This is a genomic window from Hydrogenophaga sp. (genome assembly GCF_051007235.1).
Taxonomy (GTDB): Bacteria; Pseudomonadota; Gammaproteobacteria; order Burkholderiales; family Burkholderiaceae_C; genus Hydrogenophaga.
Genome location: NZ_JBPCSJ010000088.1, coordinates 1 through 12,317, shown reverse-complemented (window position 1 = coordinate 12,317; position 12,317 = coordinate 1). Strand labels below are relative to the sequence as shown.

At 67.5% G+C, this 12,317-nt stretch carries 14 protein-coding genes and 3 tRNA genes; 3 read left to right on the top strand and 14 right to left on the bottom strand.

Features of this window, described 5'->3' with window-relative positions; translation table 11 throughout:
* The 12 genes from ACR2JA_RS03070 to trpE all read right to left on the bottom strand — a co-directional run.
* Positions 1–116: GTP-binding protein (locus ACR2JA_RS03070; protein WP_409641244.1), on the bottom strand; the 116-nt coding region annotated here is incomplete at its 3' end.
* Positions 117–159: 43 nt separating this feature from the next.
* Positions 160–234: transfer RNA gene (locus ACR2JA_RS03065), tRNA-Thr, on the bottom strand.
* A gap of 66 nt (positions 235–300) precedes the next feature.
* Positions 301–374: transfer RNA gene (locus ACR2JA_RS03060), tRNA-Gly, on the bottom strand.
* An 82-nt stretch (positions 375–456) separates the two neighbouring features.
* Positions 457–542, bottom strand: a tRNA-Tyr gene (locus ACR2JA_RS03055).
* A gap of 67 nt (positions 543–609) precedes the next feature.
* Entirely contained in the window at positions 610–1,341 is a 732-nt protein-coding gene (locus ACR2JA_RS03050; RefSeq protein WP_434007649.1) for a uracil-DNA glycosylase, read from the bottom strand.
* A gap of 7 nt (positions 1,342–1,348) precedes the next feature.
* Complete coding sequence (trpC, locus tag ACR2JA_RS03045) at positions 1,349–2,149, bottom strand: indole-3-glycerol phosphate synthase TrpC (RefSeq protein WP_434007648.1); 801 nt, start codon at positions 2,147–2,149, stop codon at positions 1,349–1,351.
* Positions 2,142–2,285 carry a hypothetical protein gene (locus ACR2JA_RS03040; RefSeq protein ID WP_434007647.1) on the bottom strand — a complete coding sequence of 48 codons (144 nt, stop codon included), beginning with the start codon at positions 2,283–2,285 and terminating at the stop codon, positions 2,142–2,144. The genes trpC and ACR2JA_RS03040 overlap by 8 nt, the downstream gene beginning before the upstream one ends.
* Positions 2,286–2,293: 8 nt before the next feature.
* Positions 2,294–3,361 (bottom strand): anthranilate phosphoribosyltransferase, encoded by a 1,068-nt coding sequence (gene trpD / locus ACR2JA_RS03035; protein WP_434007646.1) that lies wholly within the window; start codon positions 3,359–3,361, stop codon positions 2,294–2,296.
* 15 nt (positions 3,362–3,376) lie between these two features.
* The gene (locus ACR2JA_RS03030) at positions 3,377–4,030 is read right to left on the bottom strand and encodes a LysE family translocator (RefSeq protein ID WP_434007645.1); all 654 of its coding nucleotides are present in this window, start codon (positions 4,028–4,030) and stop codon (positions 3,377–3,379) included.
* Between the two features lie 17 nt (positions 4,031–4,047).
* Positions 4,048–5,121, bottom strand: coding sequence for a low-specificity L-threonine aldolase (gene ltaE / locus ACR2JA_RS03025; protein ID WP_434007644.1), 1,074 nt, complete (start codon positions 5,119–5,121; stop codon positions 4,048–4,050).
* Entirely contained in the window at positions 5,118–5,690 is a 573-nt protein-coding gene (locus tag ACR2JA_RS03020; RefSeq protein WP_434007650.1) for an anthranilate synthase component II, read from the bottom strand. The genes ltaE and ACR2JA_RS03020 overlap by 4 nt, the downstream gene beginning before the upstream one ends.
* 110 nt (positions 5,691–5,800) lie before the next feature.
* Positions 5,801–7,300: an anthranilate synthase component I gene (gene trpE, locus ACR2JA_RS03015; RefSeq protein ID WP_434007643.1), complete on the bottom strand. Its 1,500-nt coding sequence runs from the start codon at positions 7,298–7,300 to the stop codon at positions 5,801–5,803.
* Positions 7,301–7,679: 379 nt separating this feature from the next.
* Here trpE and ACR2JA_RS03010 point away from each other — a divergent pair, with 379 nt between their 5' ends.
* The gene (locus tag ACR2JA_RS03010; protein ID WP_434007642.1) at positions 7,680–8,285 is read left to right on the top strand and encodes a chalcone isomerase family protein; all 606 of its coding nucleotides are present in this window, start codon (positions 7,680–7,682) and stop codon (positions 8,283–8,285) included.
* Positions 8,286–8,490: 205 nt separating this feature from the next.
* Here the strand turns inward: ACR2JA_RS03010 and gph are convergent, their stop codons facing one another.
* Both gph and rpe read right to left on the bottom strand, forming a co-directional pair.
* The gene (gph, locus tag ACR2JA_RS03005) at positions 8,491–9,186 is read right to left on the bottom strand and encodes a phosphoglycolate phosphatase (protein ID WP_434007641.1); all 696 of its coding nucleotides are present in this window, start codon (positions 9,184–9,186) and stop codon (positions 8,491–8,493) included.
* A complete protein-coding gene (rpe, locus tag ACR2JA_RS03000; RefSeq protein WP_434007640.1) occupies positions 9,186–9,863 on the bottom strand; it encodes a ribulose-phosphate 3-epimerase in 678 nt (225 codons plus the stop codon). The genes gph and rpe overlap by 1 nt, the downstream gene beginning before the upstream one ends.
* A gap of 79 nt (positions 9,864–9,942) precedes the next feature.
* Between rpe and apaG the strand changes: the two genes are divergently transcribed.
* On the top strand, positions 9,943–10,344 hold the full coding sequence (gene apaG, locus ACR2JA_RS02995; protein ID WP_434007639.1) for a Co2+/Mg2+ efflux protein ApaG: 402 nt from the start codon (positions 9,943–9,945) through the stop codon (positions 10,342–10,344).
* Positions 10,345–10,349: 5 nt separating this feature from the next.
* Positions 10,350–12,317: site-specific recombinase (locus ACR2JA_RS02990; protein ID WP_434007638.1), on the top strand; the 1,968-nt coding region annotated here is incomplete at its 3' end.

Genomic DNA, 12,317 nt, shown 5'->3' with positions numbered 1-12,317 from the left:
TTGGCAGCCAGCACCGTGGTGATGGCAGCCGTCAGGGTCGTCTTGCCGTGGTCCACGTGACCAATGGTGCCCACGTTCACGTGCGGCTTGGTCCGCTCAAATTTCTCTTTTGCCATTTTTCAGCTCCAAAACAAAATTGCCGAAACACCAGAAGAAAGATGGTGCCCTTGGCGGGAATCGGACCCGCGACCTCTCCCTTACCAAGGGAGTGCTCTACCACTGAGCCACAAGGGCCAAAGCATCCGACCGACAGATCGGACACCTCAGAAAACTTCAATCACACCAGCCATCAACGACACGTGGAGCGGGAGACGGGAATCGAACCCGCGTCATCAGCTTGGAAGGCTGGGGTTCTACCATTGAACTACTCCCGCCCGAACCATCTTCACACCCCAATGGGCTTCCGACATCCAGAGCGCTTTGATTCCAATCGCTCACACATCACTCATTGACCGCTGGTGGAGGGGGCTGGATTCGAACCAGCGTACTCGTAAGAGGGCAGATTTACAGTCTGCTGCCATTAACCACTCGGCCACCCCTCCAAAGCGCAGCCCAGGATTATGCCATGGTTTTTTGGCTTTTGTCAGCCTTCGCAGTCGATTGGGCCGTTCACCACACCACGGGGCCCTGTCCAAGCCCTTCCAGCCAGCGGTTGACGGCACTGAAATGTCCGCACCCCATAAAAGGCACGGGCCCGCGGCTGGCCGACAGGGGCGATGGGTGGTTGGCGCTGAAGACCTGGTGCCGCCCCGCGTCGATGAGCGCGGCTTTTTTCTGGGCGTGGGCACCCCACAAGAGGAAGGCCTTGGGCGCCCCGTCGGCGCTGCAGCGGCCGATGATCGCGTCGGTCAACACTTCCCAACCGTGGCCGGCGTGGCTCGCCGGCGATCCGTCTTCCACCGTCAGCGTGGTGTTGAGCAGCAGCACACCCTGTTGCGCCCAGCGCAGGAGCGAGCCGTCCGCGGGCGGTGGCAGCCCCAGGTCACGCTGCAGTTCCTTGAAGATGTTGCGCAGGCTGGGCGGCGTCTTCACATCAGAAGCCACCGAAAAGGCCAGGCCTTCCGCCTGCCCGGGGCCGTGGTACGGGTCCTGACCCAGGATGACCACCCGCACGTCGGCCAGGTCCACCAGCTCCAGCGCCCGCAAGGGCTGCGGCGGGTAGACCACCGCACCGGCTGCCAGCCGCTGGTGCAGGAAGCTCTGCAGGCCCTGCCCCGCCGGCCCGCGCCAGAACGGCTCCAGCACAGGCGCCCAGCCGGGCCGCACGGGCCAGGCGGCCGGATCGGCGCTGCACAGGCGGGCCGCGCACGCAGCCGGTGCGTCGAACAGACCTTGCTGCACGCCGGGCTCAGGCAAACAGTTCGGCCAGCGCCAGCCCGGGCTCGGGCGCGCGCATGAAGGTTTCGCCGACCAGGAAGGCGTTCACGTTCGCCGCGCGCATGGTCTGCACGTCGGCGCGGGTGAGGATGCCGGATTCGGTGATGAGCAGGCGGTCGGCCGGCACGTCGGGCAGCATGTCCAGCGTGGTCTGCAGCGTCACGTCGAAGGTGCGCAGGTTGCGGTTGTTGATGCCCAGCAGCGGGGTCTTGAGCTTGAGCGCGCGGTGCAGTTCTTCGCGGTCGTGCACCTCGACCAGCACCGACATGTTCATACCCATGGCGATGGCTTCCAGGTCGGCCATCTGCGCGTCGTCCAGGCAGGCCGCGATGAGCAGGATGCAATCCGCGCCCATGGCCCGCGCTTCGTAGACCTGGTAGGGATCGACCATGAAGTCCTTGCGCAGCACCGGCAGGTCGCAGCTGGCACGGGCCTGTTTGAGGTAATCGGTGCTGCCCTGGAAGAACTGCTGGTCGGTCAGGACCGAGAGGCAGGCGGCATTGATGGTGCCGTCGCCCTCGGCATAGCTCTGGGCGATGTCGGCCGGGATGAAATCGGCACGGATCACGCCCTTGCTCGGGCTGGCCTTCTTGATTTCGGCGATCACCGCGGCCTGACCTGCGGCGATCTTGGCATGCAGCGCGCCCTCGAAGTCGCGCGTGAGCACGCGGCTTTCGGCGTCAAAACGCACCGCCTCCAGCGGCTTCTTCTTGCGCGCGGCGGCGATCTCTTCGTGCTTGACCGCCACGATCTTGTTCAGGATGTCACTCATGCTTGTGTGCTTTCTCGGGCTGCGGGGTCTGCAGCACCTTTTTGAAGACGCGGTGCATGACCACGCCAGCGATGATGAACAAGGCCGAGACGCCCAGCGCGATCCAGGCGCCCTCGTTCTGCAGCCAAACCGGCATGGTGCGCCTCAGACGCCCGCGGCGACGGAGGCCGACTGGGTGAAGGCCTGCAGATCCTGCAGCTTGGCTGCTGCAGCACCGGACTCGATGGTGCGGCGCGCCAGCGCGATGCCCTGCGCCATGTCGGGCGCCACGTTGGCGGCGTACAGGGCGACACCAGCGTTGAGCACCACGATGTCGCGCGCGGCCTTGAGCACCGCATCGTCTCGGTTCTCGAGCACGCCCAGCAGCATGGCCTTGGAATCGTCCGGCGTTTCCACGCGCAGCGCGCGGCTGCTGGCCATGGTCAGGCCGAAATCCTCGGGGTGGATTTCGTATTCGGCGATCTCGCCGCTCTTGAGTTCGCCGACCATGGTCGCGGCGCCGAGCGAAACCTCGTCCATGCCGTCGCGGCCGTAGACCACCACCGCATGCTCGGCGCCCAGCCGCTGCAGCGCGCGCACCTGGATGCCCACCAGATCGGGGTGGAACACGCCCATCAGGATGTTGGGCGCCGAGGCCGGATTGGTCAGCGGCCCCAGGATGTTGAAGATGGTCTTGATGCCCAGCTCGCGGCGCACTGGCGCCACGTTCTTCATGGCCGGGTGGTGGTTGGGCGCGAACATGAAGCCCACGCCCACCTCGGCGATGCAACGCGCAATCGCGTCGGGCGGCAGGTTGATGTTGATGCCCAGGCTCTCCAGCACGTCGGCGCTGCCGCTCTTGCTGGAGACGCTGCGCCCGCCGTGCTTGCTGACCTTGGCGCCCGCGGCCGCCGCCACGAACATGGAGCAGGTGGAGATGTTGAAGGTGTGCGAGCCGTCACCGCCGGTGCCCACGATGTCCACCAGGTGGGTCGTGTCGGCCACGTGCACCTTGGTCGAGAACTCGCGCATCACCTGTGCCGCAGCAGTGATCTCGCCGATGGTTTCCTTCTTCACGCGCATACCGGTGATCAGCGCCGCCATCATGACGGGCGACATCTCGCCATTCATGATCAGCCGCATCAGATGCAGCATCTCGTCGTGGAAGATTTCGCGGTGCTCGATGGTGCGCTGCAGGGCTTCCTGCGGGGTGATCTTGTGGGCTTGGGGCATGGGGTGTCTCCGAGGTCAGCGGGAAGGATTGTCGGACATGGCCAGACGCAGGCCGAAGCCGATGAACATGACGCCTGCCGCGCGGTCCATCCAGTGCATGGCGCGCTGCACGGCAACGACGCGGCCCGTGGCCCAGCCGGCGAGCCAGGCGTAGCCGAAGTTGATGGGCAGAGAGTTCACATTGAACAGCAGACCCAGCAGCAGGAACGCGGTCACCTTGTCTTCGGTACCGGGGGCGATGAACTGCGGCACGAAGGCCAGAAAGAACAAGGCCACCTTGGGGTTGAGCACGTTGGTGAGGAAACCCTGGCGGTAGACACGCCCAAGGTTCACGGAGGCCATTTCACCGCTCACGCGGGCCGGCACGATGGACGATCCCCCGCCCCTGGCCAGCAGCAGCTTGATGCCCATCCACACCAAGTAGGCCGCGCCCGCCCACTTGAGCACGGTGAAGGCGGTGGCCGAGGTGGCCAGCAGCGCACCGACACCCAGCGCCGCCGCGAACACGTGCACGAAGCACCCGCTGACGATGCCCAGCGCCGCGACCATGCCGGCGCGCACACCGCTGCGCAGCGCACTGCTGACGATGTACAGCACGTCGGGGCCCGGCGTGAGGTTGAGCAGCCAACCCGCCGCGATGAACACCAGGAGTTGCGTCGAATCGGGCACGGCGAGCGTAGCGGCAATCAGTAGGGGCCGGTGCGGCCGGCACCCGACGTGGCGACCGGCGCTTCGGCGAAGAAACGCCGCACGGTGGCGACGGAGTGGTCGATGCCGGCCGTGTCCACATCGAGGTGGGTGACGAAACGCAGGCCGATCAGGCCGGTGGCGAACACACCGTGGGCCTTGAGGAACTCCAGCAGCGCCGGGCCACGCCCGTTGGCCACGTCGACAAACACGATGTTGGTTTCGGCCGACTGGACCGTCAGACCGTCGATGCCGCGCAGGCCATCGGCCAGACGGCGCGCGTTCCCGTGGTCGTCGGTCAGGCGATCGACATGGTGGTCCAGCGCGTGCAGCGCGCACGCAGCCAGCAGTCCGGTCTGGCGCAGGCCGCCACCCGCCATCTTGCGGATGCGGCGGGCGCGGCTGATCAGGTCCTGTGACCCGCACAGGGCCGAGCCGACGGGCGCGCCCAGGCCCTTGCTGAAGCAGACCGACAGGCTGTCGAAGTGGTCGGCGATCTCGCGCAGACGGTCAAAAGCCCCCTGCCCCGGCGCGGCCGAAGCGACTGCGGCGTTGAACACCCGCGCGCCATCGAGGTGGGTGTTGAGCCCCTTCTCGCGCGCCAGTGCCGTGGCGCCGCGCAGGTAGTCGTCGGGCATCACATGGCCGTTCCAGGTGTTTTCCAGGCACAGCAGACGGGTGCGCGCGAAGTGAGGGTCGTCGGGCTTGATGGCCGCTGCGATGTCGGCCAGCGACATGCGACCCTGAGCGTCCTGCGTCAGCGGCTGTGGCTGCACGCTGCCGAACACCGCCGCGCCGCCGCCTTCGTAGCGGTAGGTGTGGGCCAGCTGGCCGACGATGTACTCGTCGCCCCGACCGCAATGCGCCAGGATGCCGCAGAGGTTGCTCTGCGTGCCCGAAGGCATGAACAGCGCGGCCTCCTTGCCGGTCAGCGCGGCAATGCGTTCCTGCAGCGCGTTCACCGTGGGGTCGTCACCGAACACATCGTCGCCCAGCGGCGCGGCCATCATGGCGGCGCGCATGGCTTCGGTGGGCTGGGTGACGGTGTCGCTGCGCAGATCAATGGTCTTCATGCGGTCTGCTCCAGGAAGTTCTTCAGCATCGCATGGCCGTGTTCGGTCAGGATGCTCTCGGGGTGGAACTGCACGCCTTCGATGGCCAGCGTCTTGTGCTTCACGCCCATGATCTCGCCGTCCGGCGTCCAGGCGGTGACCTTGAGGCAGTCCGGGCAGCTCTCGCGCTCAATGGCCAGCGAGTGGTAGCGGTTGACGGTGAACTGCTCGGGCAGGTCGGCGAACACGCCTTCCTGCGTGGTCGTGATCACGCTGGTCTTGCCGTGCATCAGCTCCTGCGCCCGGACGATCTGGCCGCCGAAGGCCGCACCGATGCTCTGGTGGCCCAGGCACACGCCCAGGATGGGCAGCTTGCCGGCGAAATGCTGGATAGCGGGCACCGAAATGCCCGCTTCGGCCGGCGAGCAGGGGCCGGGCGAGATGACCAGCCGGTCGATCTGGCCGGCATCCAGGCGGCGCTGGATTTCGTCGACGGTGATTTCGTCGTTGCGCACCACGGTCACGTCGGCGCCGAGTTCACCGAAGTACTGCACGATGTTGAAGGTGAACGAGTCGTAGTTGTCCACCATGAGCACCTTGATGCCCCCACGCTCCCCCGCTGCGCGAGGTGCGCTGCCCCCCAAGGGGGCTTGAACGGCTTGGGACGGCCCGGCGCCGTTCATGTCTTGAATTTTCTTGCTCATTCCAGACCCTCCTCGACCAGTTCCGCCGCGCGCAACAGCGCACGCGCCTTGTGTTCGGTTTCCCTCCATTCCATCTCGGGCACCGAGTCGGCCACCACGCCGGCCGCGGCCTGCACGTGCAGGGTCTGGTCCTTGATGATGGCGGTGCGGATGGCGATCGCCACGTCCATGTCGCCGGCGTAGCTGAGGTAACCGCAGGCGCCGCCGTAGATGCCGCGTTTGACCGGTTCGAGCTGGTCGATCAGTTCCATCGCGTGCACCTTGGGCGCGCCAGTCAGCGTGCCAGCCGGGAAGGTGGCCTTGAGCACGTCCATGTTGGTCATGCCCTCGTTCAGGATGCCCTCGACGTTGCTGACGATGTGCATCACGTGGCTGTAGCGCTCGACCACAAAAGCCTCGGTCACCTTGACCGTACCGATCTTGGCGATGCGACCGATGTCGTTGCGCGCCAGGTCGATCAGCATCACGTGCTCGGCGCGCTCCTTGGGGTCGGCCAGCAGCTCGACCTCGGTCGCCTTGTCCTTCTCGGGCGTGGCGCCGCGCGGGCGGGTGCCGGCCAGCGGGCGGATGATGACCTTCTGCCCTTCTTCCGTGTGCTCCTGTCGCACCAGGATTTCGGGCGAAGCCCCCACCACGTGGAAGTCCCCGAAGTGGTAGTAGTACATGTAGGGGGAGGGGTTGAGCGAACGCAATGCCCGGTAAAGCGACAGCGGCGACTCGGTGTAGCGCTTGCTGATGCGCTGGCCCACCTGCACCTGCATGAAGTCGCCGGCGGCGATCAGTTCTTTGGCGCGGTCCACGGCGGCCAGGTAGTCGGCCTTGGCGAAGCTGCGCTCGGCCGGGTGGTTCTGGCTGGGCTTGACCTGCGGCGCCGCCACCGAATACTTCAGCGCTTCCTTGAGCTCACGCACGCGCTTCTTGGCATTGGCGTAGGCCTCGGGCTGGGCCGGGTCGGCGTAGACGATCAGGTAGAGCTTGCCCGAGAGGTTGTCGATGACCGCCAGCTCTTCGCACTGCAGCAGCAGGATGTCGGGCGTGCCCAGGGTGTCGGGCGGGCAGCTGTTTTCCAGCTTCTTCTCGATGTAGCGCACCGCGTCGTAGCCGAAATAGCCAGCCAGACCGCCGCAAAAGCGCGGCAGGCCAGGCCGCAGCGCGACCTTGAAGCGCTGCTGGTAAGCGGCGATGAAGTCCAGCGGGTTGCCGTGGTTCGTTTCGACCACGGCACCGTCGCGCACGACTTCGGTCTTGGCCGCGGCGCCAAAGCCGCTGGCGCGCAGCAGGGTGCGCGCCGGCAGGCCGATGAAGCTGTAGCGGCCGAAGCGCTCGCCACCGACCACCGACTCCAGCAGGAAGGAATGGGCGCCGTCGCCGCGGCCATGGGCCAGCTTCAGGTACAGGGACAGGGGGGTTTCCAGATCCGCGAAGGCCTCGGCCATCAACGGGATGCGGTTGTAGCCTTGCTGCGCCAGGCTCTTGAATTCGAGTTCGGTGATCACGGTTCTTTCTCCGGGGTTCGGCCGCGGGGCGCGGGCGAAGCGTTCATCTCGGGGGAGGGTGCAGCCTGCTGGCCGGGCTGCGTTCGTGGCGGGTGCAGAGCGACCGATACCGGGTCGGGCTGTACCCCTTCAGCGGGGGGAGTGCACGTTTACGCTGGCTTGCGCCAGGGCCAGGCTCCCCGGCCATTGCGGCCAGGTGCGAAACCTGCGGAGACGGTGCTGGAACACGACATGGTCCGGCCAGTGTAGCAAAGCCCGTCGCCCAGGCGACCGGTCCGTGAGACAGGTCACGGCCTGAGGGTAGGTACCACCTTGTACCGCCCCCCTGCTTTGCGGACAATGCCGCCACCGAACGATCGTTCTTTTTTCTGCCCCAGCCATGAAGCACCTCATCCTGCGCAGCCCCCTGTCCCGCACCGCCCTGGCCGGCGCCCTGGTGTTCAGCGCCCTGCCGGCGCTGAGCGCCACGGTCGAGGTCGCCGGCGTCAAGCTGGAAGACCGCGTCACCGTGGCGGGCAAGCCGCTGGTGCTCAACGGCGCGGGCATCCGCTACAAGGCGGTGTTCAAGGTCTACACCGCCGGCCTCTACGTCGAGAAGCCGGCCAACACCCCCGACGGCCTGCTCGACCAGCCCGGCCCCAAGCGCATGACCATCACCATGCTGCGCGACATCGACTCGGCCGAGCTGGGCAAGCTGTTTTCGCGCGGCATGGAAGACAACATGGAAAAAGGCAGCTTCGCCAAGCTGATCCCGGGCGTCATGCGCATGAGCCAGGTCTTCAGCAACCACAAGGTGCTCAAGACCGGCGAGACCTTCGTGCTCGACTGGATCCCCGGTACCGGCACGGTGCTGACGGTTAAGGGGAATGTGGAGGGCGAGCCGTTCAAGGAAGAGGCCTTCTTCGAAGCGCTGATGCGCATCTGGCTGGGCCCCAAGCCCGCCGACTGGGGACTCAAGGAAGCGCTGCTGGGCGGCAAGAAATAGAGTGGAGCCCCCACGCTCCGCCGCTGCGCGGGTCGCTGCCCCCCGAGGGGGTGCGGCCTTGCTTGGGGCGGCCCGACGCCAGGCCCGTTGGCCCCCACGCTCCGCCGCTGCGCGGGTCGCTGCCCCCCAAGGGGGCTGGGCCAGCCTTGGGGCGGCCCGGCGGCTGGCCCGGTGCCCCACGCTCCGCCGCTGGCGCGGGTTGCGATCAGTCCAGCAGTTCGGCCAGCGAATCCAGCAGCCAATCGTGCGGCGCCTCGGCGATCGGGTCGCCATGGTTGTAGCCGTAGGTGACCAGCGCCACCGGGCAACCTGCGGCGCGCGCGGCCATGGCGTCGTTCTGCGAATCGCCCACCATCAGCGTCTGCGCGGGCAAGGTGCCCAGCGCCTCGCAGGTCTTCAGCAGGGGCAGCGGGTCGGGCTTCTTGCGCTCGAAGCTGTCGCCACCGAACACCTGTGAAAAGTACCCGTCCAGGCCCTTGATCTCCAGCAGCGCCTGCGCAAAGGCCAGCGGCTTGTTGGTCAGGCAGGCCATGGGCAGGCCGGTCGCCAGCAGGCCTTGCAGACCCTCCACCACGCCGGGGTACACATCCGAATGCTGGCCGTTGATGAACAGGTAGTGGTGCTGGTAGCGCTCCAGCGCCAGCGCGTGGATCTGCTCGCGTGGCCAGCTCAGGGCCAGTGCGTCCGATCCAGCCACCTCGGGCAGGGCCAGCTGGTGGTCCAGCACGGTGCGCACCAGGTGCTCGGAACCCTTGCCCACCGATCGCTCGACCAGCCCGCGGTCCACCGGCGGCAGGCGCAGGTCGTCCAGCGTGTGGTTGAGCGCCACGACGAAATCGCCCAGCGTGTCCACCATCGTGCCGTCGAGGTCGACGATCACGGCCTGGATGTGGTCCAGCATCAGGCCAGCGCCTTGCGCATGTCGTCGATGACCGACTTGTAATCCAGCTTGCCGAAAATCGCGCTGCCCGCCACGAAGGTGTCGGCACCGGCGTCGGCCACGAGGCGGATGTTGTCGGCCTTGATGCCGCCGTCCACTTCCAGGCGGATGTCCTTGCCGCTGGCCTCGATGCGCTTGCGGGCCGCTTCGATCTTGCGCAGGGCGGAGTCGATGAAGCTCTGGCCACCGAAGCCAGGGTTGACGCTCATGATGAGAATCAGGTCGAGGTCGTCGATCACCCAGTCCAGCACATCCAGCGGCTGCGCCGGGTTGAAGGTCAGGCCGGCCTTGGCGCCCTTGGCCTTGATGGCCTGCACGCTGCGGTGCACGTGGGCCGAGGCATCGGGGTGGAAGCTCACCAGGTCGGCCCCGGCGTCGATGAAGGCGCCGGCCAGCGCGTCCACCGGCTGGATCATCAGGTGCACGTCGATCGGCACCGGCGTGCCGTCGGGCTTCTTGGCGTGCGGCTTGAGCGCCTGGCAGACCATGGGCCCGAAGGTCAGGTTGGGCACGTAGTGGTTGTCCATCACGTCGAAGTGGATCCAGTCGGCGCCGGCGGCGACGACGTTGCGCACTTCCTCACCCAGGCGGGCAAAGTCGGCGGACAGGATGGACGGGGCGATGCGGTAGGTGGTCATGTTCGGGCCGGTCGGAGGGGAAAGGCGGCATTTTCGCAGGCCCGGCAAGGACTTGCTGCACCGCGTTAACATGCCCGCCATGGCCAAATACCAGTTCACCTGCGAGGTCGAGCCCCAGTACCTCGCCGAGCAATCCTCGCCCGACGAGGACCTCTACGCCTTCGCTTACACCATCACCATCACCAACACCGGTGACGTGACGGCGCAGCTCATCTCGCGCCACTGGGTGATCGACGATGCGCTGGGCCACACCGAAGAGGTCAAGGGCCTGGGCGTGGTGGGCAACCAGCCGCTGCTGCGGCCGGGCGAATCGTTCCAGTACACCAGCGGCACCCGCCTGCGAACGCGCAACGGCAGCATGCGCGGCAGCTATTTCTGCGTGGCCGAAGACGGCGAGCGCTTCGAAGCCCTGGTGCCCGAGTTCGCCCTGGTGGCCGACGGCAGCGACGCCGGCAACGCACCCCAGCGGGTGCTGCACTGAGCACGATGGACCTGCCCGGCCTGCTCGACCAGCTGGACCCGGACGCGCCGCTGGCGCAGCGCCACCTGTGGCTGATGGACCTGCTGCGCTGGGTGCGCGGCGATGCGACCGACCCGCAGGCCAGCGTGTCGCGCGTGCGCCTGCTGCTCGACGCAGCCCAGGCCCGCCCCGAATGGCGCGCGCGCTGGCAACGCTGGTGGGCCCTCTTTTTGCAAACGGTCGACCTGACACCGCTGCTGGCCGACTTCGGCTTCGCGCCGCGCACCGCCTTCCTCAGCGAGTTTGGCCACCGCCTGCGCCGCAAGCTGCTGCCCGGCACGCCCGAAACCACCGACCTGACCGAGCTGTTTGGTCTGCTGCTGCCCACGCGCTTTGACGCGCGCTGGGTGCAGGCGCTGGACAGCGACACCCTGCAGCGCCTGCGCACCCTGCTGCTGGCACCGCCAGAAGCCGAGCACGCCGCCGACGACGACGCCGGGCCGGCCGGTCACTGGCAGGCCGCCCTGCTGGACGCGCTCACCTTCAGCATCAGCCAGGTCAGCGCGACCGGCTTCGCCTCGGAAATCCGCACCCGTATGGCCGAGCCAGCGCGGGCCGCGCGCAGCTTCCACGCCCTGCCCGCGCACTTCGAAGCGCTGCGCCGCGCGGTGCTGACGCAGGGCGCGCGCAGCGAGGCCGCACAAGCCGCGGCCGGGCAGCTGGTGGACCAGCTCGACCGCTGCCGGACCGACGCCAACACCGTCTACGCCCACCTGGAAGCGCACGGCATATCGGTCGGCATCGTGTTCCGGCTGCGCCAGTTGCGCGAACGCATCCTGCGCGTGCGCCAGTTGCTGGACTGCCTGCTGGCCGAAAAGACCGAACGCGCCACCGCCGCCCTGATCGCCGACCTGGTGCAGATGGGCCAGGACCGCCGCAGCCTGCGCGAGCTGATCGCCAGCAGCACGCAGCTGACCGCGGCCAAGGTGGCCGAGCGCAGCGCCGAAAGCGGCGAGCACTACATCACCCGCGACGCGGTCGAATACCGCCAGATGCTGGGCAAGGCCGCCGGCGGCGGCGCCCTGATCGGCCTGACCACCTGGGCCAAGTTCGCGCTCTACGGCCTGGCGCTGTCGGCGTTCTGGAGCGGTTTTGCCGCCGGCCTGAACTACGCCTTCTTCTTCGTGCTGGTGCAGCTGTTGCACTGGACCGTGGCCACCAAGCAGCCGGCCGTCACCGCCCCGGCCATGGTGGCCAAGCTGCGCGACATCCGCGCGCCCGGCGCGGTGCGCAACTTCGTGGACGAGGTGGCCAACCTGCTGCGCTCGCAGATCGCGGCCATCATCGGCAACGTGGGCGCCGTCATCCCGGTCGTGCTGCTCATCAGCCTGGGCCTTTTTTATGTGCAGGGCGAGCACATGATCGGCCCCGAAAAAGCCCAGCACGTGCTGCACGACATGCACCTGCTCGGCCCCACCGCGCTGTTCGCGGCCTTCACCGGCGTGCTGCTGTTCTCGTCCAGCATCGTGGCCGGCTGGGTGGAAAACTGGTTCGTGTTCCACCAGCTCGACTCCGCCATCCGCCACAACCCGCGCTTCACCCGCGTGCTGGGCGCGGCGCGCGCGGGCCGCTGGGGCGCCTGGCTGCGGCAGAACATCTCGGGCCTCACGGCCAACATCTCGCTGGGCTTTATGCTGGGCATCGTGCCCGCGGTGCTGGCCTTCTTCGGGCTCGACCTGGAGGTGCGCCACGTCACCCTCTCGGCCGGCCAGGTGGCCGCCGCCGCCGCCGCGCTGGGCTGGCCCGTGCTGCACGACCCCGCCTTCTGGTGGGCCGTGGCCGGGGTGGTCGTCATCGGCCCGCTGAACCTGGCCGTCAGCTTCTACCTGGCCTTCCGCCTGGCCATCAAGGCACAGGCCATCAGCGACGTGAACCGCCACCGCATCAACGCCGCGCTTCGCCAGCGCCTGCGCCGCGCACCGCGGTCCTTCCTG